This is a genomic window from Nocardiopsis alba (assembly GCF_000710955.1).
Taxonomy (GTDB): domain Bacteria; phylum Actinomycetota; class Actinomycetes; order Streptosporangiales; family Streptosporangiaceae; genus Nocardiopsis; species Nocardiopsis alba.
In genome coordinates this window covers 250,968-271,602 of the sequence record NZ_BAZE01000012.1, presented here as the reverse complement: position 1 = coordinate 271,602, position 20,635 = coordinate 250,968, and the positions used below count along the sequence as shown (strand labels likewise).

At 64.6% G+C, this 20,635-nt stretch carries 25 protein-coding genes and 1 CRISPR repeat array; of the genes, 11 read left to right on the top strand and 14 right to left on the bottom strand.

Going from position 1 to position 20,635, the window contains the following annotated elements:
- Positions 1-383: hypothetical protein (locus TR33_RS27305; protein WP_234305915.1), on the bottom strand; the 383-nt coding region annotated here is incomplete at its 3' end.
- A gap of 674 nt (positions 384-1,057) precedes the next feature.
- Between TR33_RS27305 and TR33_RS21260 the strand changes: the two genes are divergently transcribed.
- Complete coding sequence (locus tag TR33_RS21260; protein WP_042284947.1) at positions 1,058-1,267, top strand: hypothetical protein; 210 nt, start codon at positions 1,058-1,060, stop codon at positions 1,265-1,267.
- Positions 1,268-1,687: 420 nt separating this feature from the next.
- On the opposite strand, the gene TR33_RS21255 is transcribed toward TR33_RS21260, so the two are convergent.
- The 3 genes from TR33_RS21255 to TR33_RS21245 form a co-directional block, all read right to left on the bottom strand.
- Positions 1,688-2,356 carry a YdcF family protein gene (locus TR33_RS21255; RefSeq protein ID WP_042284945.1) on the bottom strand — a complete coding sequence of 223 codons (669 nt, stop codon included), beginning with the start codon at positions 2,354-2,356 and terminating at the stop codon, positions 1,688-1,690.
- Between the two features lie 280 nt (positions 2,357-2,636).
- A complete protein-coding gene (locus TR33_RS21250) occupies positions 2,637-3,107 on the bottom strand; it encodes an NUDIX domain-containing protein (RefSeq protein ID WP_042284943.1) in 471 nt (156 codons plus the stop codon).
- Positions 3,108-3,110: 3 nt separating this feature from the next.
- Entirely contained in the window at positions 3,111-3,710 is a 600-nt protein-coding gene (locus tag TR33_RS21245; RefSeq protein ID WP_234305914.1) for a transcriptional regulator, read from the bottom strand.
- 820 nt (positions 3,711-4,530) lie between these two features.
- Here TR33_RS21245 and TR33_RS21240 point away from each other — a divergent pair.
- Genes TR33_RS21240 through TR33_RS21225 form a run of 4 tightly spaced genes read left to right on the top strand, consistent with a single transcriptional unit; the run spans position 4,531 to position 8,478 of the window.
- Positions 4,531-5,688, top strand: a complete 1,158-nt coding sequence (locus tag TR33_RS21240) for a glycosyltransferase (protein WP_042284940.1) — start codon at positions 4,531-4,533, stop codon at positions 5,686-5,688.
- On the top strand, positions 5,685-6,383 hold the full coding sequence (locus TR33_RS21235; RefSeq protein ID WP_042284938.1) for a hypothetical protein: 699 nt from the start codon (positions 5,685-5,687) through the stop codon (positions 6,381-6,383). Before TR33_RS21240 ends, TR33_RS21235 begins: the two co-directional genes overlap by 4 nt.
- The gene (locus TR33_RS21230) at positions 6,380-7,582 is read left to right on the top strand and encodes a glycosyltransferase family protein (protein ID WP_042284937.1); all 1,203 of its coding nucleotides are present in this window, start codon (positions 6,380-6,382) and stop codon (positions 7,580-7,582) included. The genes TR33_RS21235 and TR33_RS21230 overlap by 4 nt, the downstream gene beginning before the upstream one ends.
- Before the next feature lie 2 nt (positions 7,583-7,584).
- Entirely contained in the window at positions 7,585-8,478 is an 894-nt protein-coding gene (locus tag TR33_RS21225) for a glycosyltransferase family protein (RefSeq protein ID WP_042284987.1), read from the top strand.
- On the opposite strand, the gene TR33_RS21220 is transcribed toward TR33_RS21225, so the two are convergent.
- Positions 8,432-8,956, bottom strand: a complete 525-nt coding sequence (locus tag TR33_RS21220; protein ID WP_042284935.1) for a P-loop nucleotide/nucleoside kinase family protein — start codon at positions 8,954-8,956, stop codon at positions 8,432-8,434. The two genes, TR33_RS21225 and TR33_RS21220, sit on opposite strands and share 47 nt — an antisense overlap.
- Positions 8,957-8,989: 33 nt before the next feature.
- On the opposite strand from TR33_RS21220, the gene TR33_RS21215 reads away from it, so the two are divergent.
- The gene (locus TR33_RS21215; protein ID WP_084570301.1) at positions 8,990-9,886 is read left to right on the top strand and encodes an FkbM family methyltransferase; all 897 of its coding nucleotides are present in this window, start codon (positions 8,990-8,992) and stop codon (positions 9,884-9,886) included.
- A gap of 156 nt (positions 9,887-10,042) precedes the next feature.
- On the opposite strand, the gene TR33_RS21210 is transcribed toward TR33_RS21215, so the two are convergent.
- The 4 genes from TR33_RS21210 to TR33_RS26175 all read right to left on the bottom strand — a co-directional run bounded on the left by TR33_RS21210 (position 10,043) and on the right by TR33_RS26175 (position 12,289).
- Entirely contained in the window at positions 10,043-10,651 is a 609-nt protein-coding gene (locus TR33_RS21210) for a DUF5753 domain-containing protein (RefSeq protein WP_042284930.1), read from the bottom strand.
- A 76-nt stretch (positions 10,652-10,727) separates the two neighbouring features.
- On the bottom strand, positions 10,728-11,564 hold the full coding sequence (locus TR33_RS21205) for a helix-turn-helix domain-containing protein (RefSeq protein ID WP_042284927.1): 837 nt from the start codon (positions 11,562-11,564) through the stop codon (positions 10,728-10,730).
- 6 nt (positions 11,565-11,570) lie between these two features.
- On the bottom strand, positions 11,571-12,086 hold the full coding sequence (locus tag TR33_RS21200) for a DUF6879 family protein (protein WP_042284924.1): 516 nt from the start codon (positions 12,084-12,086) through the stop codon (positions 11,571-11,573).
- Positions 12,083-12,289, bottom strand: a complete 207-nt coding sequence (locus TR33_RS26175; protein WP_084570300.1) for a hypothetical protein — start codon at positions 12,287-12,289, stop codon at positions 12,083-12,085. The genes TR33_RS21200 and TR33_RS26175 overlap by 4 nt, the downstream gene beginning before the upstream one ends.
- Positions 12,290-12,568: 279 nt before the next feature.
- Here TR33_RS26175 and TR33_RS21195 point away from each other — a divergent pair, with 279 nt between their 5' ends.
- The 3 genes from TR33_RS21195 to TR33_RS21185 are packed head-to-tail and all read left to right on the top strand — an operon-like array spanning position 12,569 to position 14,951.
- The gene (locus TR33_RS21195) at positions 12,569-12,826 is read left to right on the top strand and encodes a hypothetical protein (protein WP_042284922.1); all 258 of its coding nucleotides are present in this window, start codon (positions 12,569-12,571) and stop codon (positions 12,824-12,826) included.
- A gap of 14 nt (positions 12,827-12,840) precedes the next feature.
- A complete protein-coding gene (tgmB, locus tag TR33_RS21190) occupies positions 12,841-13,800 on the top strand; it encodes an ATP-grasp ribosomal peptide maturase (protein WP_042284920.1) in 960 nt (319 codons plus the stop codon).
- On the top strand, positions 13,797-14,951 hold the full coding sequence (locus tag TR33_RS21185; protein WP_042284917.1) for a methyltransferase domain-containing protein: 1,155 nt from the start codon (positions 13,797-13,799) through the stop codon (positions 14,949-14,951). The genes tgmB and TR33_RS21185 overlap by 4 nt, the downstream gene beginning before the upstream one ends.
- A gap of 72 nt (positions 14,952-15,023) precedes the next feature.
- Positions 15,024-15,669: a CRISPR direct-repeat array (repeat unit 29 nt; unit sequence GGGGTCATCCCCGCGTGCGCGGGGAGCAG).
- Positions 15,670-15,812: 143 nt separating this feature from the next.
- Here TR33_RS21185 and TR33_RS21180 read toward each other — a convergent pair.
- Positions 15,813-16,400: an XRE family transcriptional regulator gene (locus tag TR33_RS21180; protein ID WP_042284915.1), complete on the bottom strand. Its 588-nt coding sequence runs from the start codon at positions 16,398-16,400 to the stop codon at positions 15,813-15,815.
- A gap of 86 nt (positions 16,401-16,486) precedes the next feature.
- Between TR33_RS21180 and TR33_RS21175 the strand changes: the two genes are divergently transcribed.
- Positions 16,487-17,113: an SAM-dependent methyltransferase gene (locus TR33_RS21175; RefSeq protein ID WP_017536545.1), complete on the top strand. Its 627-nt coding sequence runs from the start codon at positions 16,487-16,489 to the stop codon at positions 17,111-17,113.
- A gap of 40 nt (positions 17,114-17,153) precedes the next feature.
- Positions 17,154-17,654 carry a DinB family protein gene (locus tag TR33_RS21170; protein WP_042284913.1) on the top strand — a complete coding sequence of 167 codons (501 nt, stop codon included), beginning with the start codon at positions 17,154-17,156 and terminating at the stop codon, positions 17,652-17,654.
- Between the two features lie 645 nt (positions 17,655-18,299).
- Here the strand turns inward: TR33_RS21170 and TR33_RS21165 are convergent.
- The 4 genes from TR33_RS21165 to TR33_RS26740 form a co-directional block, all read right to left on the bottom strand.
- On the bottom strand, positions 18,300-19,025 hold the full coding sequence (locus tag TR33_RS21165) for a hypothetical protein (protein WP_234305913.1): 726 nt from the start codon (positions 19,023-19,025) through the stop codon (positions 18,300-18,302).
- 302 nt (positions 19,026-19,327) lie between these two features.
- Positions 19,328-19,828: a pentapeptide repeat-containing protein gene (locus tag TR33_RS21160; RefSeq protein ID WP_017536543.1), complete on the bottom strand. Its 501-nt coding sequence runs from the start codon at positions 19,826-19,828 to the stop codon at positions 19,328-19,330.
- A 52-nt stretch (positions 19,829-19,880) separates the two neighbouring features.
- Entirely contained in the window at positions 19,881-20,246 is a 366-nt protein-coding gene (locus TR33_RS26745) for a toxin-antitoxin system YwqK family antitoxin (protein ID WP_148281572.1), read from the bottom strand.
- 54 nt (positions 20,247-20,300) lie between these two features.
- A complete protein-coding gene (locus tag TR33_RS26740; RefSeq protein ID WP_014913589.1) occupies positions 20,301-20,468 on the bottom strand; it encodes a hypothetical protein in 168 nt (55 codons plus the stop codon).
- Between the last annotated feature and the right edge of the window lie 167 nt (positions 20,469-20,635).

Genomic DNA, 20,635 nt, shown 5'->3' with positions numbered 1-20,635 from the left:
ACATAATTCATGCAGGAGCCAGCGACCCACCGGTTGTTGTGTACGTTCTGCCACACAATGCTGTACCAGACCCTGCTTGTCTTGCCGCAGGCAGTGTATTGCGCTCCTTGGTCGGTTCCACCAGTAACGCACACAGTCTGCCCTTTTTGGGCAATTCCGACGATTGTGCTGTCAAGCCTGGTGTTGGTTCGTACATTTGTGGCTTCCAGCACGTTCGCCCATCTGCCTGCGCAATTCAGCACTTGGGATTCGTTTTCAGCGCTAACGGCGATTGCTGTTACTGAGCTCTGGGCGTGGGCTGGTACGGCCAGAGTCAATGTTGCTACCATCACGGCGGTGGCCACTGCGGTGCTGGACTTGATGCAACTAAAGAATCTTCCCATGCTTTCCCCTTCGAACGACAAGGGTCGTTTTCCTGGATTTACGGGCTACCGTTGGAGTGACCTATCCACAGTTGGCGTATTCGGCGCGTCCGCCGGTCGCTACAGTTCCGTTTGTGGTGTAAATGATTCCGGCGTAGGCAACGCACCTGCCAGCCGCGCCGAATGCCCGTGCGGCATAATGGGCATAGTTACCCTGGTCGTTATAGTATTCAGAGCCACCCAGGTACAGGTATGCGGCTGTGAATGTTGGAACCCCGTGGGTGGCTCCGCTTTTAAGTGCGACCACGCAGTTTTCTTGGTAAGTGCCGCTCCAAAGTAGGTATGCGGTGCCGTGTCGTGCGCCCGCTTGTGTGACTATTGGCGCCGAGTGAAGTGTGTTGTAACTTCCACTGACCCAGCCACACCCTGCGGTTGAACGGACCGCTTCGTTGAGTGTGTGGGCAGACGCCGGGACCGCTGTCACGAAAAGCATGGAAGCAGTCACGCTTAGCGCGGCAAGGATGCTCTTGATGAAACGCAAGGGGATTCCTCCGGGGGAGGGGAGTGCGTTCGTTGATCCTTGTTGATCCCACAGAGAAATGCAAGCATGTGGAATATTTCGGTCGTTCTGAAGACGGATATATGTTTGGCCCTCTCCTTTGGGCTGGCCCAAATAGACGAAGGGGGTGGCCCACATGTTCGCTTGGTCGCGTCTGCTGCTCCGCCGTGAGGTGGTCGCCAATCTGCACGACGGCACCGCTTTCCGAGGCATCCTCTACCGCAAGGCGAGGAAGCTGGTGAAACTCCGCAACGCCACCCGGCTCGGCCCCGAAGGCCCCGTCGACTGCGACGGCGCGGTGGTCCTCGAACGGACTGCCGTCCAGTTCTGGCAGGTGCCCCAGTGACCTACATCGTGTCCGGTGGGCAGCTCGAACAGGTGCGCGAGCACAGCGACTACACGCTGCCTCCGGCAATCCAGCTCGGGAACACGTGGGTGGAGCACGGGCGGATCGATCCATCCCCACGTGCGTGGGGCTCAGCAGGCGTTTCGTAACAGGATCCGAGAAACCCCCGATCCATCCCCACGTGCGTGGGGCTCAGATCACCTGCAAGGGCTGTGGCATCACGTTCGACGATCCATCCCCACGTGCGTGGGGCTCAGGGAAAATGACCTGCGAAAACAGAGGCCGTTATCTTCCCGCAACCTTCACCAGGGGGCGGCCTCCGCTCCTCACCCATCCCTACCACAACCCCACAGAGCCCACCGGAACCCACGAACACCCCACCGACTTCCACCAGCCCCGCATACGCAGGGAACAGCACGGTCAGCCTCGGATCAAGCGGCTGTCGAACCCGGAAGAGACAAGGAATTCGTAAGCCTCACGCACCTCCCGGGGAACCTCTTGTTCGATGGCGAACCCGAGCTTGGGATACTCCATCACCCGCTGAAGATCACCGACCATCATGTCGATGACCGCTCCGACGTCCCCCTGCCCCTTGACGTAGTCGCCGAGGCTCACCGGCGCGGAAGCGCACACCACCTCGACCTGGTCCCACAGTTTCCGGGTGGTCGCGAACGCGCGCCTTTCCATGTACGGCATGCAGATGACGAGCACACTGTCCGGGGTGAGACCGTTCTCCGCCAGGAGTCGGCGGGAGAAAGAGATGTTCTGGCCGGTGTTGGACGCTTCCGGCTCTATCAAGATCACCGAATCTGGGACTCCGAGTTCCAGGGCCCGCTCTCGAAAGTGCACCGCCTCTCCTCGGGGGAACAACTCCGCGGTCGAGGGGCTGTTTCCACCGGTGAACACCAGCGCGGTGAAAAGTCCGTCCCGGTAGAGTTCGGCCGCGTACTCCGCCACACCGATGTCGTTACAGCCGAGGGCGACCGCCACGTCACACGCCCGCACCTGGTGGTGCATGCGGTGGTATTCCCAGATCAGTTCCGCGTGCCGCCACTGCTCCTGGGTGATGGCACGTGCGTCGTCCGCCATGTACTTCTCCTCCGGTCATTGGACCAGGTCTCCTGCCCGGACCTGATTCCTTCGATACTGCGAAGCTGGTGATCGAGACCGTGGCGGGAGGCCATTTCAGCGGCCCTGTTCGACCAAGCCGCCCCGGCCCCGTGGCCACCGATCATTCGTTCCTCGTCTGCGCAGGGAGCAGCAGCCGTGCCGGGTTCCGAGCTAGGCAAGGCCGTCCGTCCCCACGCGCGTGGGGCTCAGGGGGCCACGTCATTCCAAGGACGGCTCATACGGCGACCACCTGACCAGCTCAACCCAAGTAGGGCCCGGTCCCATTGACGAATGCATGTCGCAGGCGCAACCTCTGCGTGTGATGCATGGGGAGTTCGTCGAGGTCGTCGGCACCCACCCAGCGGACGGCGGTCGATTCATCGCTGACGGCCAGGTCCCCGCCGAGCAGGCGGGCGCGGAAGCAGACGTTGAACTGGCGGCGGACCTCGCCGTCGTCGTAGGCGATCACGTGGCGGGGGTCGGTGTAGGTCCCGACCAGTCCGGTGACCTCGACGTCGTAGCCGGTCTCCTCCTTGACCTCGCGCACGGCCGCGTCCGGCAGGCTCTCGGTCATCTCCATGCCGCCGCCGGGTAGCGCCCATAGGCCGCTATCTGCACGGCACTGGAGCAGGATTCGCTCCCGGTCATCGAAGACCGCCACGCTGGCGGCGACGACCACGCTGTTGGGGGTCGGGGCGTGGGGATCGTCGTAGTACTCGGTGCGGCCCATGGCTCACTCCCTGATCGGCTCGGCGGTGGACCATACGGCTTCGAAGCTCGCGGCGTAGGCGTCGAACATGCCCTGTTCTTCTCGGCGTCGCAGGTGGAAGACGGGGTTGGCGTAGGCGTTAGCGCCGTACACGTGGGTGTTGGCGAACAACTCGCCGTCGGCCCGGTAGACCGAGTTGTACAGGGTGGTCGCGTGCTGTGCGACGTCGATGCCCTCGACGCCGAGCACTGGAGCATAGTGCAGCCGCGCCAGACGGCAGCGCGATTCGATGCCGTGCCCGAACTTCTCTTCCTCGCCCCGCAGTCGGACGGCTTGGCTGTCCGGATCACCGATGAGGAGACGCACCCGGCAGCCGGCTGCGGCCTTCGCCCTGAGCAGGTCGTTCAAGTCCGGCATCTGCTCGTGCAGGAACACGGCCGCGTAGACCATGACCTCGATGGTGGTCTGTGCCCGCTCGAACATGGCTCGCCATGCCTCTAGCGGAACGTCCGAGCGTTGCGGGTAGATCCTGATGAGTTCGGCATGCGAAGTCGTCTCGCTCTTCCTCGGAGCGTCGAGCCAGGGCCACAGATAGGCGACGTCCTCCTTCAAAGCTTCGGCCACGCGATGAGCGTTGCGCCGGTGTGGTGTCCGCCCGGTGTTCACCCATCGCTCGATGGTCTTCGGGTCGGTTCCAACAGTCTCGGCAAGGGTCCGCGTCGTCTCTCCGGCCGCTGCTATCGCGGTACGCAGTCGTTCGTTGGGGGGCATTGGGACGTTTTACCTCACTCAAGACGTCCTGTGGGGCGTCCCCTGTGAAGTTCCCCCGTCCTCCTACGGCCACAAGGCTGGAGAGCATCGGGTGCGCCCCCTCCTGCAATGGAACAGGAGGAAATCCCCGATCGACGAGAGACCCCCGCGGCGCGGATCAGGCGTCCGGGGGAATGGTCACCAGCTATCGAGGAGCTGACGACATGGCAGACCCTGACCTCCACACTGGCCACATGATGACGCGCTGGGGACATTCCTCAGACCACACCGATGCGCACACCGCGCCGCGGCCGCACGACTGCAGGCCCAGTACCCGCACTCGGTCATCTGGTTCGGCGAGACCTCCATCCACTTCTACGCCATGGAAGCCGCCGGCCTGCACGAGCGCCCGACCCTGGAAGCGCTCGTGTTCCTGCTGTGGAAGCCACGCCCGCGCGGCATGGCTGCGATGAGCGCACGATGAACACCGGACCTGAACCGCTCCGGTTCGACGACCTCGTCCTCCTCGGGCGCTGGGCATGCGCCATGGGCGCCACCAGGAGCCCGCTTCGAAAGTCTCAGGGGCGAGATCTGCACATTCCCGCATCGCTCCTGACACCGCACCGCGTTTACCCCCCATGAAAGTTCAGGGACATCTCTTCATCTCTGTGCCCTGAACACGAAGGAGATGCCCATGCCCGGCTCCATGCTGTACCTACTCAACATCTCGAACGCTTCACAGCTCAGTTCTGACTCCGGGTGGATCTACGCCGACCTCCTCACTGAAGCCTTGAGCAACACCGGATGCGACATCACCCTGGTCTGCCCCCTACCGGTCACCGACCCCCGTGTCCGCCACATGGTCCCACCACCGGCCGCGACCAGTAAGTACCAGGTACGCATCACCCACGATGTCGACTATCTCGCGCAGCTTCTACGCGCCACCCGACCCGACACCATCGTTGTCAACCAGATCGAGGCCGCACCCGCTGTTCGGGCCGCGATGCTCGATGCCCGTGTCGATGCTCAAGTTGTCGGCTACTGCCACTACCTTCCTTGGTCGGTCGACGAGAACGGGAGAATCGTCAAAGACCATGCCTTCAGCGACCATGGTCTCGAACTCCCGATTCGGTTGGTCTTCGCCGCCGGTATGGCCGCTTGTGACCGCCTCCTGGTCCACTCACGGACCGCACACGACTGGGTCATGACGGCCGCTGACGAGTACCGAATCGATATCCATGACCGGGTTCACGTCGTACCCCCGCCCCGCGACCCCCGCCTCGTCCGCTCGAACGCACCCCTTCCCGAGCACCCGACCGGGTTGTACAACCATCGGCTCTACCGCCACTATGGAACCGACAGGTTCATCGACCTGGCCAAGAAGGTCACCGCGAACGGGATGCTGCTGCGGGTCATGGACCTGTTCGGTCGTCGAGACCCCAGCCGGGTCGCTCTGGACCCCAGCCCCGAACGCGCCCTCGACACGCTCAGGTCGACCACCGGTGTCACGGTCAGGTCCGACGGCGGCGACCGAGAGGTCTACCGTCGCTTCCTCACCGACACAGCCGTCGGTTTCGCGCCCTTCCGCCCCGGCTGCACCTGGTCGATGTCGATCATCGACATGCACGCCATGGGGATCCCCGTCATCGCGCCGCGTATGGCCTGGATGGCCGAAGCCGTCCATGAGGACCTGCTCTTCGACCCGGACGATCTCGACGGGGCCGTGAAGACCGTGGACCGCCTGCTCCACGACCGTCCCTTCTGGCAAGAGCACAGTCGGCACGCCCACGACTCCACCCTGTACCTCACCCCCGACCAGGTGGCCGCCGACTACCTGGAGGCCATCCAGTGAACCCCCGCCCCGACACGGTGATGCTCTCCTTCGACGAACCCCTCGCCAACGACCTCCACGCCCACCTCGAACACGTCCTGGGCCGCCCGGTCAAGCGCCTGCACGGGGTGATCGGTATGCGCCGGGCCTACCGGCTCGCCGCCGACCTCGTCGACACCGACACCTTCCTGCTCGCCGACGGTGACTTCCACATCCATGCCGGTTTCGACCCTGCCCCCGAGCCCCTGGCCGAGGACGTGGCCATGCGAGTGTGGAAGGCCACCAACCCCGTCACCGGCCGCGCCTACGGCTACGGCGGGATCAAGCTCATCCGCCGCGATGCCCTACAACACCTGGGCGAGGCCGTCGACGTGCTCGCCGCTCTACCCGGGCGGGTGGAGTTCCACGAACAGGTGGCGGGCACCACCCGCTTCGACCAGAGCCCCTACCACGCTTGGAAGGCGGGCTTCCGCGAGGTCGCGATGCTCACCCGCGGCTGCGAGTACGGAGCCGGTACCGACACCACCCGCGAGCAGATCCGCGCCTGGACCAACCCGAACGGAGGACGATTCATCTCGTGGGTCCAGCAAGGCGCGTCCGACGGAGTCGCCTTCGCCCGTGCCACGTCTGAGCACGCCCCGGCCTGGGAGCACTTGAACGACCCAAGGTGGTTGCGTGCCCGGTTCGACACCGTCCAAGCTCGGGAGCGTTCGTGAAGGGGACGGTGGTGCTGGTCGAGCGGGCCACCGAACACGCGGGGCACTGGCAGGACGCTCTCACCCGCTTGGCCCAGGCCGCTGTCGCCGAAGGCCATCAGGTCGTGGTGGTCACCCTCAACGGAATACCCGCCCATGTTCATTGCGAGCTCCAAGGCCACGGGGTGCACGTGGCCACCGCCCCGGCAGGGCCCAAGGCGCGGTTTCGCTTCACCCTGGCTAGAAGTGTGTTCTGGACCGCGAGGACGGCGCGGCGCCTGCTTCCACACCAGCGGCTCCCGCACCAGTTCACCCTGATCGCCCGATGCCTGGTCGAGGCCGCCTCGCTGCGCACCGCACGCCACCTGCTGGGCCGTGTGCCCGAGATCTCCGTGATCCTCACCGCCGGCGAAGCCCTCCACGGCCTGACCCGAACGCTGTCCGGGACCTCGCACCTGCGGGTGGTCCACGAAGTCAACACCACTGAAGACCGTCTGGTGCGAGGGCTCGGACGCCTGGCCCCGCCCCGGCAGGTCACGGTCATATGCCCTACCCGTTCAGTGGAGGAGGAGATCCGTGACCGGTTCCCCGGTCTCTCCACCGTTGTTCATCCCTTCGCTCTCGCCGACCCTTCCGAGCGGATCACTTCCGCTGAACGGCCCCTTGCGCGCCGGGCTCTCGCACTGCCCGAGACGGGACCGGTTCTGTGCCTGGTGGGCGGGTGGTGGCCGCACAAGGACATGGACACCATGACCGCCGCGTTGGAAAGCCTCACCGCACCGCTCCACGTCCTCGTCGCGGGCAGCCCCACCCACCCCGCCCTGCTGGAGCGGATCGCCAGAGCACCCGGGATCGTCACCCTTCACACGCTGCCCGGCCCGCTGGCTCCTGCCGACATCCGGCGGGTCTACGCCGCCGGCAGCTTCACCGCCGTCATACGACACCCGGGGGTGGGCAAGGAAAGCGGTCTGGTCGCGGACTGCGCCCGGTTCGGCGTGCCCCTGCTGCTCTCCGACCACGACACCGAACTGACACGTCGCGTCAGCCCTTGGGCCACCGTGGTCCCGGCGCAGGATCCCGCAGCGCTCGCCCAGGCCATCGATCAGGCCGTGCAACACCCACCGCCGCCCCCACCACCGACCGCCGCAGAAGATCTCGGACTGAGCACACCCGCCCGGATGCTCACGCTCTTCCACAGCCTGACCACACAGGAGCCATGATCGTGCCCCCACCCCTGATCGCCGTGATCGGACCCGTCGAAACACCCCTGCTCCAGGCCTGGGTCGAGCACTACCGCGCCCTCGGTGTCCACGAATTCCACCTCGCGCTCCACCTGCCCGCACACGCCCCAGCCGGCACCGAACAACGTCTCCGCGGCGTGCTCGCCCACCTGGGTATCACCCCGGCCTTGGTCGAACACGGGCCCTGGCACGAGACCACGAACTCCACCCTGCGTGACCACCTCCGCGCCAACGCCGGTGCCGGCTGGCAGATGATCGCCGACAGCGACGAGTTCCACACCTTCCCCGCGGATCTGGAGGAGACCATAGGTGTGGCGGAGACCGAAGGCCACACGGTAGTGCGCGGGCTGATACTCGACCGTGTCACCGCCACCGGGCACCTGAACGGATGGTGCTCACCCGCACCGGAAGCCACAGAAGAAGGGCCCCGGGACCGTCTGGACGCCGCCTACCCCTTGGGCGGGTGGATCACCCACCGTCTACTGTTGGCCGATCCTCGCAAGATCGTCCTCGCCCGCTCCAACGTCCCCATCTCCTCGGGAAACCACAGGGCGCCCGGATACCGCCCCGTGCGCGGGCCGGTCGCAGTGGTCCACCACTTCAAATGGCGAAACGGGATCGAAACCGACCTGCGGCGCCGCATCACCCACTTCGCCTCCGGAACCTGGAACGAGATCACCCCGGCCGTCCGCCACGAAGCCGCCCGCTTCCTCAACCACCTGGCTCAGAACAACGGACGGATCGACACCACCGACCCCACTCTGGCTTTCCGACCCGTCACCCTTCACGACCACCCGCCCACCTGGCAGGACGAAGCCGACCAGATCCTCACCGGCTGGAGGCCGACCCACGCGGAAACGAGTCCGGAGCGATGACCTCCTCACCCTCATTCTCGGGTGGGTCGAAGCGGGCGACGAAGTCGTCCAACGCCTCCTCCGACACGGTCAAGGCATTGGCGTCCGCACGACGGTTGCGCTCGGTCAGGCGCCGCAGCAACTCCTCCCGCTCCACCGGGAAGTACAGCAACCGCCACCTGGCCCCCGCGGCCTCCACCAGCTTCTTCCACTCGGCCCGCTCCGCACGCCGCCACAGACCGTGGTCCACCACCACGTCACGGCCCTCGGTCACCAGCTCAGCCAGACGCTCACGAGCCCATGCCACCACCGGGGTCTGACGGTCGAAGTACTCCCACTCCGGATAGTCCACCCCGTAACGGCCGTGGCGACGGTGGACCTCCTCATCCACCGACACCCGCACCACACCCCGTGGCTCCAGCACAGAACGTGCGTAGGTGGTTTTACCCGAACCGGTCAACCCGACCAGCAGGAAGACCGTAGGTACCTGCTCGTCCATTCGAACCTCCTCGAAGCCCTTTCGGAGTCCTTCATGAACCCACTTCACATCGCGCTGCGCTGGGCAGTGCGCACAGCACCGTTCAACGTTCCGCGGGCGCTCGTTCAGCACCTGGATGACCATCTGGCTCGGAACCCGCATCAAGCGGTAGCGGTTACTCGCCACGGGGCACGGTTTCTCGTCGACACCCGCGACATCATCCAGCGCTACCTCTACCTGTTCGGCACCTGGGAACCGCACATGAGCGCGTGGATCAGCCGGTGTCTCGCCCCTGGTGACACCTTCATCGACGTCGGAGCCAACATCGGCTACCACACTCTTCTCGCCTCTCGAGCTGTGGGGCCCGAAGGTCAGGTGGTGGCGATCGAACCTGTACCTGACTTTCACTGCCGCCTGCAGGCCGCTGTGGATTTCAACCGGGCACACAACGTGCGTACGGTGAGACGAGCCGTCGGGGACCGGCGAGCACAGGTCGAGTTGTTCCTCGCCGACCCCGGAAACCTCGGAGGAACCACCGGAGCAGTCCGACCCAAGAACGTGTTCGCATCCTTTCACGCCGAAGTCTCACCGCTCCCGGACATTGTCACTTCCGCAGAGCTGCACTCGGCTCGGATCATCAAACTCGACATTGAAGGAGCCGAAACCGAAGCGGTACGCACCCTGCTGCCTCACCTCGGCCGGATGCGCCCAGACGTCGAGCTGATCATCGAGATCACTCCGCGCACACTCGCCGGACAAAGCTCCACCCCGGAGGACATCGTCAACCCGCTGCGGGAAGCCGGGTTTCATCCCTATCGGATGATCAACGACTACAGCGCCACGAGCTATCCGGGGGCGATCCATAGGCCCCTACCACCACAGCGGTGGGAACAACCGATCACCGGCATGAGCGACATGGTGTTCTCTCGTACCGACACCGCCATCCTCTGAATGCAGATCACGAGTGCCACCCGGAACATGATCAGCGCGGGGAGCAGTCTTCCTGACCTGCGACGCTACCCCAGCAGACCCGCCATTTCTGCACGTTGTCGAAAAACAGACAAACCCGACACCCCTCGCCCCCTCATCCGACCACCACCCGCCGTCTCAAACCTCGAACCAGGAACGGATCCGTTCACGGGCCTGGTCTCCGAACAGCGCGTGCTCCTCGTACATCGCGAACAGCTCCCGATAGGTCTCCACATCCCGGGGATCACGGAACGCCAGCCGGCCGGTGAAGATCTCCACCGTGGCGAACCTGTCGTCATAGACGGTGAAGGTGTTCATCGGCCCTTGAGGAAGCACCGCGCCCAGGGGGATCACCCCCAGCCGCACCCGCTCCAACCGCGACACCTCCACCAGACGGGCCGCCTGCTCGACCATCCCCTCAGGAGACAGCAGCGCCCACCGCACCGCCTGCTCGGTGAGCAGGAACGTGAACGAGCACGACCCCTCTCGCAACACCTCCTGGCGAGCGATCTTCTTATCCACCGTCGCCGAGACATCACCGGGCGAATCCGCGAGAGAGGCCCTGATGTACTCCGGAGTCGCCAACAGCCCGGTCACCATCGCCGGCAGAAAGTACCGGGCCTCGGTGGCGGAGACCTCCAAAGAACGCAACTCGTCCTGGCGCGCCTCCAAGCCCCTCCCCCGCAGACCACCCTTCCCCCGCCAACCGGGCGGAGCCGCCGCATCGTCGTACTCGACCTCACCCATCACAGAGAACCCCTCTCGAACCGGCCGAGAGTGCACCGCTCGATCGTGCAGCTCCCGATGTCTGACGAACATCTCCTCACTCAAGCTCTTCGATCGCTTGCGTGATGAGCGATCGAGCCTCGGAACCGTAGACCGCATGCCCCTGGAGCCGTTCGAAGGAACGCAGAAAAAGTGCTATCTCACTGGGCTGGGTGATGGTCAACTCAGCCGTTGTCGTCTCGACAACGGCAATCTTCTCGTCGAATATCCACACACCCTCACCTGGCCACATGCCGCGAACCACATCAGGAGGGATGACTCCGAACGAGATACTGGGGAATGTCGTGACAGCGAGCAGCCTCTCCAGCTGCTCACGCATAACACCGACATCTCCAAATCGCGTCTTGAGAGCCCAGAATTCGACCACGAAAAGAAAGCTCTGCTTCCCTTGGTGAAGGAACCTCTGACGACCCAGGCGAACATCGACGGCCCCATCGACCTCATCATCGCCCCCATAGAAGTCATTGGCGATCTTCAGGACAGCATGGGCATAGTCTGGGGTCTGTAGAATCCCGGGCACCACGATCGACTCGTAGGAGCGAACAACACTCGCCCCTTCATGGAATCTATCGAATGTCTTCTGCAGATGCCCTAGTCCGCCTTTGAGGTGGCGCCGCCATTCGATCCACATGCCCTCGATGCCGCGTAGAGTCGCCACCAGATCGTCATGTTGATCATCCGCCCCACAGGCAACACACCAGGCACGAATATCCTTCTCGGACGGGTTCTGCTTGCCGTTCTCCAGCCTGGATATCTTTGTGAAATGCATTCCGGTAACCGCAGCGAGCTCCCGACCGGAAATTCCCGCATCCTTACGAATCTCACGAAGACGAGCCCCGAAGGCCTCCTTGGCACGCAGAACCTGTTCCGACACGAGGAATCAATCGACTCGATACTCGGCATGCGGGATGGCAAGAGGCCAAACCGATTCGAAGGCAGACCTGCAAAGCTCGACATCGGATCGCTCGACCGAAACCAGGATGTCCTCCATCGCCCCCTCTCCCGAGTAGTGCATGAAAATAACCTTTTTTCCATCGATAAGATAGAAGTCGTTTCCAGGGAGGGCCATGGACGAGACCCTCCGACGCGAAACCCAGCGTATATCCTCCCCTGCCTCAACCAGGGGGGTGGTCGTACTATGAGCCCACTTCTGATACTCACTCAACGGCTCGGAGACCACGAGAGCCCGACGGAAGACCTTTCCTTTATTCACCCCCCGACGCAGAGTGTCGCACCAACCACTCATCCACTCAAAGTCATCCACCTCGCCATTGACCCATTTGGCGAAAGGCTCTATCTCGGACTGCGTTCCGTAGGAATCCCGCATCTCCATATGAAGACACTCCGAGTCGAAGCTTTCGAAGATTTCATCGAACTCACTCTGAGTTATCCTCATTCCCCCTCCCCGGAGAAGTAATGAAGCATCCTGTCCGGGATCTCTACCACGGTCTCACCTTCAGGGATATCCATCTCATCCAGAACAGATTGATCTTCCACAACCCAGCCCTGAACCAACCACGACCCCTGGTCGGTCTTATAAACAGTTGGAGAACCATTAGGGCGCGACTCCGGGTCTTTTCCCTTCAAAGTGATACGCATTCTTTTGTCTCCTTGTGGGGGGATTTGAGCAACAGGCCCATCATGATGGCTCTCATACTCCTCGGTCAAGCTTGTTGCGTGAAGTTGCATCGAGAAGCTTCAGAGGAGCAACTTCCTGCAACTTCGTTGCTCCACCGAAGACCCCCTGCCTAGGGTTCTCACCGAACACCCGCTTCTTTCGGACAACGGGATCCACCGAAGTCCGGCAACCTTCAAGGACCGAAAAGAGTCATTCGACTCAACTCTTCTCAAGTCTCAGTTGAAGGAGTTCAGGTATCCATGGCCAGTGTCCAGAGTTCCCCCACCGAAACCTCCACCATCACACTCGTGCGACCCTTCGGTCTGACCCGCTGCACCACCCCCGGCATCAACGCGACCTACGACGTGAGCGGGATCGACTACGACACCGATAGGCAGATGTCGACGCGCGACGGCCGTCCCCTGATCGAACAGCCCATCCTCGGCACCGCAGTGCAGTGCACGGTCACGACCACCGAGGACATGCAGGCCTGGACCGACGAGGTCACCGACGCCTGACAGGAGACGAGCCCGTGACCGTCCTGGTCCTGACCCAGAGGTTCGACCCCACGGCCGACCTGGTGATCCGTGAACTCCACCAACGTGAGGTGCCCGTCTTCCGCTGTGACCCGGGAGACTTCCCGGAAGAGAGCGCACTCTGCGCGCACCTCTCCTCGACCGGCACGGTCACGGGAACCCTTCGTCAGGGAGTTCGAGAGATCTCCCTGACGGAGATCACCTCCGTCTACCACCGGCGCCCGTCCCCTCATCGAGCGCACCGCCATCTGAACGAGAGCGAGCGGCGGTGGTCCGAGCGTGAGGCCTCCGCCGGCTTTCACGGCGTCCTGTCCGCTCTGGACCGTTTCTGGTTGAACCACCCCGACGACAACCGGGTCGCCGCACACAAACCACGCCAACTCGCGCAGGCCGCTCGGGCCGGCCTGTCTGTTCCCGAAAGCCTCATCACCAACACGACCCACGCCGCACACACCTTTGCCCTGGCTCAGGGCAAGACCGTGTACAAGCCGATGACCGGCGGGCCCGAACCCGACGGATCCGGGCAGGTCAGGAAGGCTCTGTACACCACGGTCGTCGAGCCCGAGGAGATCGGGCCGGGGGTGGAGCGCACGGCGCACCTGTTCCAGGTGTGGGTCGACAAGGCCTACGAGGTCCGTCTCACGGTGGTCGGGGAAGAGCTGTTCGCCGCGCGGATCGACGCCCGGGGTGAAGCGGCTCGCACCGACTGGAGATCCGACTACGGCTCCCTTTCCTACGCCCCGATCCAGACGCCGAGTCCCGTGCGTGAGGCGGTCCTTCGTCTGATGTGCGCTCTTGGCCTGACCTATGGGGCACTCGACTTCATCGTCACTCCCGACGGGGAGTGGGTGTTCCTCGAACTCAACCCGAACGGCCAGTGGGGATGGATCGAGCTGGCCACCGGACTTCCCATCGCCTCCGCGATCGCCACCCGACTCTCCAAGGAGCACACGTGACACGTTCGACCACCGCAACCGAGGCGTTCGAGCCCGAACATGCCGCTCGCCTGGCCCGGGACCTGTCGGAGAAGGGCGCGATCCGCTCGCCCGAGTGGCGTCGGGTCTTCGCTCGGGTGCCTCGTCATCTGTTCGTCTCCTCCTTTGTCGTGCGTACTTCCGAGGGCACCGTGGCCTACGACGAGCAGACGCCGGGGTGGTTGGAGACCATCTACAGCGATGCCACGCTCATCACCCGCTTCTCCGCCGAGGGGCTGGCGATCAGCTCCTCCACCGAACCCTCACTGATGGCCTTGATGCTCGAACACCTCCGCCTCCAGGACGGGATGAAGGTTTTGGAGGTGGGGACCGGGACCGGTTACAACGCCGCCCTGTTGAGCGAACGCCTCGGTTCGGCTCTGGTGACCTCGATCGATGTCGATGGTGTCCTGGTCGATCGGGCTCGTGGGGCTTTGGAGGCCGCCGGGTATCGGCCCGGTCTGGCCGCGGTGGATGGAGCGCGAGGCTATCCGAACAACGCGCCCTACCAGCGGATTCTGGCCACCTGTGGGCTCGGCCGTATCCCCGCTTCCTGGCTCGATCAGTTGGACGAGGGCGGGCTGATCCTGGCCAATGTGGGGTTGGGGATGGCGTTGTTGCGTAAGGGGTCCGATGGTCACGCGTGTGGGCGGTTCTTGCCCGAGGCCGCCGGGTTCATGCGTCTACGTTCGTCTTGCGCTCCGGGGGTTCCGACCGTGTCGGAGGTGCTGTCGGTAACCGGTGGTGAGGCCGAGCGGGTGCGTGTGGTGGAAAAGGTCGCGGGGCTGGACGACCATGCTTCTTCGGAGTTCTTGTTGTCGCTTCTGTTGCCCTACGGCCTGCGCGTGGTCCAGCACCGGCAGGAGGGGCAGGTGCATGGGGTGCTCGATGGAGCCTCCGGGTCCTGGATGCGCGTGGAGGTGGACCACCAAGGACGGACGACGGTAAGCGAGCGGGGCGATCGTCATCTGTGGGCGGCCTACACCACCCTCCTCTCCGATTGGGAGGAGGCCGGTCGCCCCGAGACCGGCCGCTACGGGCTCACCATCACCCCCGACGGTGAACACCACCTCTGGCTCGACCACCCGCAGAACACGAACACACCCCTGGATCAGGCAGAGACCACTGGCTGAGCCCGGAGCCCCGACCCGTCCCCACGTGCGTGGGGCTCAGGCCCAGGGGGCCGGTCTGGTCGAGTTCTCCATCGGTCCATCCCCACGTGCGTGGGGAGCAGTCGGGCGGCGGTGAGCAGATGCCCAAGGAGTTGGGGTCATCCCCGAGTGCGCGGGGAGCAGCTCGAAGGTCACTTCGAGCTCACGGCCGGGCAGGGGTCATCCCCGCGTGCGCGGGGAGCAGCGGATCAAGTTCTGGGGCGGGATGGTCCCGTTGGGGTCATCCCCGCGTGCGCGGGGAGCAGATGACCGCCCATTTCGCCGACCGGCTCGCCGCGGGGTCATCCCCGCGTGCGCGGGGAGCAGTATTTCTCGTGCTTTCCAGCCACCGGCCTGGAGGGGTCAGGGGTCATCCCCGCGTGCGCGGGGAGCAGGGGATGTTCGAGGACGACGACCTGCGCGAGATGGGGTCATCCCCGCGTGCGCGGGGAGCAGGCCAAAGGAAAGGGCCGTAGGTCCTGACCCCGGGGGTCATCCCCGCGTGCGCGGGGAGCAGGAGCAAGTGTTGAAGGCGACACCCTTGAACGTGGGGTCATCCCCGCGTGCGCGGGGAGCAGCTCGGTGCGCGCGAAGATCTCCTCCGGCGTGCGGGGTCATCCCCGCGTGCGCGGGGAGCAGGGGACGACCTGGCCGACACCAACGACGAGTAAGGGGTCATCCCCGCGTGCGCGGGGAGCAGTCTTTCTGACCTGCGACGTTACCCCAGCAGACCCGTCATTTCTGCATGTTGTTGAAAAACAGACAAAACCGGCACTTCTCGACCGCCCACCCGAACACCACTCCCATCAGCCTAGACACCCCCGCGAAAAACAGGAGCGGGGTTCAAGCTTCGGAGGCCGTACCGGTGCGCACGTGCGCGCGCACCCCTTGCAGATCGAACAAAACGAGAAGCTCGACCGATCCACCATCGGCACTACCCAGCCAGTGCGGCAGGGACGTGTCGAACTCGGCCACCTCACCGGGCGACAACGTCAGGTCTCGCTCTCCGAGCACCAGACGCAGACGACCGTCGAGCACGTACACCCACTCGAAACCCTCGTGGGTCTGCGGGGTCGGTTCGAGCGGTTCACTCCGAGCGGGGATGATCATCTTGAACGCCTGAGTGCCACCCGGCCGCCTGGACAGCGGAACGAAGACCATCCCGAACCGCCGGATCGGCTTCAGATGAATGCGGGGGTCACCCGTGCGCGGAGCACCGACGAGATCGTCCAAAGGGACGTCGTAGGTACGTGCCAGCGGCAGCAGCAACTCCAGGGTTGCGCGGCGCCGCCCACTCTCCAGCCGGGACAGGGTGCTCTCCGAAACCCCGATCGTCACCGCGAGGTCGGCCAGGGTGATGCCCCGGGCGCGACGCAGTGCGCGAAGCCGCGACCCCACCACGTCGAGCACGTCTTCCGTTTCATCGTCCATGCTCGCACCTTGCCATAACCGCAAGATTCCGTGCCATATCAAGGCGGTTCGGTGAAGCTGGGCACACCCCGACACAAGGAGTCCCGATGGACACGAAAGACGCGACCACCTTCTGGGACGGCGTCCACGCGACCCGGCCCGTGGCCACCGATCCGCAACCGAACGACCGACTCGTCGAAGCGGTCACGGGCCTGGCGTCCGGCCGCGTGTTGGACCTGGGATGCGGTGAGGGCGGCGACGCGCTGTGGCTCGCCCGCCAGGGGTGGCACGTCACCGCCGTCGACCTCTCGGCCGTGGCGGTCGCGCGGCTCACCGCCCTCGCCCGCTCACACGACCTACAAGAACTGGTGACCGCCGAGCGGCACGACCTGCACACGTCCTTCCCGCAAGGCCGGTTCGACCTGGTCAGCGCCCACTACCTGCACTCCCCCCACGACCTGGACCGATCCGCCGTCCTACGGGCGGCCGCTCACGCGCTGAACCCGGGCGGGCTCCTGCTGGTCGTCGACCACGGCTCGGCCGCGCCGTGGTCGTGGACCCCCGCCCCCGACGCGCACTACCCGACCCCGCAAGAGGTCGCCGCGGACATCGACCTGGACCCCGCGACGTGGACGGTCGAGCGGGCCGACACGCCCCGCCGGATCGCGACCGGACCGGGCGGACGCACCGCCGAGGTCACCGACCACATCCTGCTCATCCGCCGCACCGCCTGACCCGAAGCCCGAAACCGCTTCCCGGCGAAAGGAACCCCTCATGTCCACCACCTCCCGAGACGACCGTCGCGGTGACTCCCCACCGCCCCGCACTGGAAACAGCGAAGCGGAGGTCCTACGCGGGTTCCTCGACTACCTCCGGACCTCGATCGCCGCGAAGGTCGAGAACGCCCCCGAGCCGCAGGCCCGAACGGCCGGAGTGCCCTCGGGGACCAACCTGCTCGGCCTGCTCCACCACCTGACCTTCGTCGAGCACGCGATGTTCCTCGGCGACCGGGTCACCGACTGGCAGGCGACCTTCCAGGCCGCTCCCGCGGGCAGCGGGGCCGACGTCGTCGCCCGCTACCGGCGAACGGTCGAGCGGGCGAACAGAGTGCTCGATGGGTGCACCGACCTCGGCGCACCCGTCCCCCGACCGGGACCGGGCCGCCCCGCGCCCAGCCTCCGCTGGGCCCTGGTCCACATGATCGAGGAGACCGGCCGCCACGCGGGCCACGCCGACATCCTCCGCGAACAGATCGATGGAGCGGTCGGACGCTGACCGTGGTGCCTCCTCTGGCCCTCCGGAAAAGAACACCTGACCACCGCACCACGTGTGTCAGGGACCATCCCCGCGTGCGCGGGGAGCAGACCGTGTAGACCGGGGAGGCCAACCGGATCCGGGGTCCATCCCCGCGTGCGCGGGGAGCAGTGGGCCCGGTCCTGAGCGTAGGCCGCTCGGGTGGGTCCATCCCCGCGTGCGCGGGGAGCAGTTCGGGACTTCCGAACTTCCGGAGTTGGGAGTGGGTCCATCCCCGCGTGCACGGGGAGCAGTTCTGCATTTTCCTGTGCCCTCATAGCGACGTGGGTCCATCCCCGCGTGCACGGGGAGCAGTGAATACGACGATGACCCGGGCAGGCCCACCAGGGTCCATCCCCGCGTGCACGGGGAGCAGTCTTCCTGACCTGCGACGCTACCCCAGCAGACCCGTCATTTCTGCACGTTGTTGAAAAACAGACAAACCAGACATCCCGCAACCACCCGCCCGAACACCACTCCCATCAGCCTAGACATTTTCGCGAGGAACAGGGGGCAGATTCAGGGGCTGCTTGGACAAAATGGGATCGCCCCGGCGTGGGTGGAGCCCAGGTGAACTGGTCCGGCGCGGTCGACTGTCGTGGTCGGTCCATCCCACGCGCGTGGGGCTCAGGTCGGCCTGGCGATCTGTCGGAGGTCTCTCGTCGAGGCAGCAATGAGTTCGTCGTCGCTTGAATCGAGCCGTCCCCCGACGGGATCCTCGGGCATCCCGATGCGCTCACGAAGGGCACCAACAGGTGTCAACCCCCTGGCCGCCGCTTCGGCGGCCTGATCGATCCACCAGCTCTCGGCACGCCATGCCGACGGACCGGCCACGGGTCGCGGTTCATAACCCCGGGCGTTCTCCGCGTCGGAAGCCCACAAGAAGCCGATGATCGTCCCCTCCATACGCACCGGACGGTAGAGGACTTCCCCGCGGGCCAGGATCCTGTAACCCGTGTCGACCCTCTTCGTTACGAACGGCCCCCGATCCCGCCCGTACAACATGTGAGGATCTTGGAGACGCTCGTTGATGGTGTCCTTCTCTGGCTCGTGACCAGGGTTGAGGAGCCGGCTCAGCTCACCCAGGTCGGCGCACGTATGGAGTCGGGCGTCTTGCGGGATTCCGCCGACCCCCGGCTGCGACGGCACCCCTTTCCACCTTCGAATGGAATCGATCGGGCCGAACCCTTCTTCAGCGTCCTTCGACAGACGACTCCCCCAGGCCTTACTCGAGCTGATCCTGGTTTCCAGGTCGGTCGCCCCCATGACCGCGAGGAACCTGGTATTGCGCTCCCCTTGGACCAAAAGCGCTCCGATGGGAAGCCCTTCCCACCGGATCATGTAGTAACGCACGGGGGTCGGATCCTTGCCGATCATGTCCCGCGCACGTCGACCGTTGATCCGGTCAGCAGGCCCTGAGTTCATGCCTTCCTCACCACCTCCGAGTGCGCACGCATCAATTTCTCGTGAATCCGGACCGACTTTCCCGGCATCTTCGATCTTGATCCGAGCTCGCCTGGAGAGAATCGATGCCCCTGGTCGGGATAAGCGCCATCCGGAGCACCCGAAGCACGGGGAACCTTCCATGCTCAAGCCCGAACATCATGAACCGGCCATCGGCCGGAAGCACAGGCACGGAACGGCCCGGATCCACGTCAGACGTTACCGACCCTCACCTCCGGCGCGCCCTGCTCGGCGAACCAGGCCGCGAGTTCGTCCCCGACGAGCACGCGAGGCTCCCCGGGAGGTCCGACATCCGCCGAACCCTCGACCCATCCGCCCGCGCCCCGCACGTCCGCGCCCCCGATCCGAGTGGAGACGAACCTGGTACGTCCCGCCCTGTCATCAGGGCCGAACCAGACCCCTCTCAGATCCGCTCCCCTCAGGTCGGTCTCGTGCATCCATGACGCGTTGATCCAGGCACCGGACCACACCGATCCGGCCAGTTCCGAGCGATAGAACTCCGCCCCTACGAGCCGAGCACCGGTGAAGTCGGCGCCCTCCCCCGAGCACTCGGAAAGGCAGGCCTTATAGAAGTTCGCCTCGACGAACCGGGCACCCTCGATCAGAGAGCCCTGCAACTCGGCCTTCGTGAAATCACAGCCGTCGAACACCGTCCCTCTCAGGTCCTCGGCGATGAGGTACCTGTACCTCATCGAGAGCCCCCGACAACCGCATGACCAAAGATCAGCAGTTCCATTCCCGGGATCACCACAGAGGGTCATAGGTTTCATCCTTGATCAGGGCTCCATCCTCGCCCCATTGGCGCCAAGATATCAGATTCCCCTTCTCATCTAATTCTTTCCTCTCCACAAGTTGACCCGATTCGTTCCATTCACTCCAAACTCCCGCAGCCCCTCCAAATCGGGAAGCCCAACCCTCCGCTCGAATTTGACCACTCTCGTACCACTCCACCTGTGGACCGTCTTCCCTACCGTCAACGAAGGTCGTCAGACCAACGACCACATCGCCTGATTTATCGATCGCCTCTCCCGTAAACGGCTCCCCATCCAACAGGGCAGCACCGTAGTCGTCGTAGTCGTACTCCAACTCTTCTTCATTGACTCGCTTCATTAATACCCTCCCGTTACTTGATTCGAATCAGGACACTATTTGGGATGCGCGTGCTTAAATGAACTGAAGTCGGGCGCACCTTCGGTCATCGCTGCGCAGTTCGAGCAGACCGATCCCTGGGTGGGCTTGTATCCACAGACCCGGGACGGTCCGTTCCAGGGTGCGGGCGACCGTTTCCAGGCCGGGTTCCTGGGCGACCAGCGCGACCGTGTCGTAACTCAATGAGGCTCCGGGGAAGAGGGTCAGGGAGGCTGGCCAGCCTAGGTTTCTCCCCGTGCTCGGCCAATGGCCGTGACCGGAACAGGCCATCCGAGATCATCGGTCCTGGCGTAGAGACCGGCCTCTGCCCTCACCCCCGGGGCACCGGTTTGTCGGGCCCGACCGATACA

Bases quoted from the DNA above. Each gene is read 5' to 3' on its own strand.
- TR33_RS21260 (WP_042284947.1), top strand. From the start codon at position 1,058: ATGTTCGCTTGGTCGCGTCTGCTGCTCCGCCGTGAGGTGGTCGCCAAT.
- TR33_RS21255 (WP_042284945.1), bottom strand. From the start codon at position 2,356: ATGGCGGACGACGCACGTGCCATCACCCAGGAGCAGTGGCGGCACGCG.
- TR33_RS21250 (WP_042284943.1), bottom strand. From the start codon at position 3,107: ATGGGCCGCACCGAGTACTACGACGATCCCCACGCCCCGACCCCCAAC.
- TR33_RS21240 (WP_042284940.1), top strand. From the start codon at position 4,531: ATGCCCGGCTCCATGCTGTACCTACTCAACATCTCGAACGCTTCACAG.
- TR33_RS21220 (WP_042284935.1), bottom strand. From the start codon at position 8,956: ATGGACGAGCAGGTACCTACGGTCTTCCTGCTGGTCGGGTTGACCGGT.
- TR33_RS21215 (WP_084570301.1), top strand. From the start codon at position 8,990: ATGAACCCACTTCACATCGCGCTGCGCTGGGCAGTGCGCACAGCACCG.
- TR33_RS21210 (WP_042284930.1), bottom strand. From the start codon at position 10,651: ATGGGTGAGGTCGAGTACGACGATGCGGCGGCTCCGCCCGGTTGGCGG.
- TR33_RS21200 (WP_042284924.1), bottom strand. From the start codon at position 12,086: ATGAGGATAACTCAGAGTGAGTTCGATGAAATCTTCGAAAGCTTCGAC.
- TR33_RS26175 (WP_084570300.1), bottom strand. From the start codon at position 12,289: ATGCGTATCACTTTGAAGGGAAAAGACCCGGAGTCGCGCCCTAATGGT.
- TR33_RS21195 (WP_042284922.1), top strand. From the start codon at position 12,569: ATGGCCAGTGTCCAGAGTTCCCCCACCGAAACCTCCACCATCACACTC.
- TR33_RS21180 (WP_042284915.1), bottom strand. From the start codon at position 16,400: ATGGACGATGAAACGGAAGACGTGCTCGACGTGGTGGGGTCGCGGCTT.
- TR33_RS21175 (WP_017536545.1), top strand. From the start codon at position 16,487: ATGGACACGAAAGACGCGACCACCTTCTGGGACGGCGTCCACGCGACC.
- TR33_RS21170 (WP_042284913.1), top strand. From the start codon at position 17,154: ATGTCCACCACCTCCCGAGACGACCGTCGCGGTGACTCCCCACCGCCC.
- TR33_RS21160 (WP_017536543.1), bottom strand. From the start codon at position 19,828: ATGAGGTACAGGTACCTCATCGCCGAGGACCTGAGAGGGACGGTGTTC.
- TR33_RS26745 (WP_148281572.1), bottom strand. From the start codon at position 20,246: ATGAAGCGAGTCAATGAAGAAGAGTTGGAGTACGACTACGACGACTAC.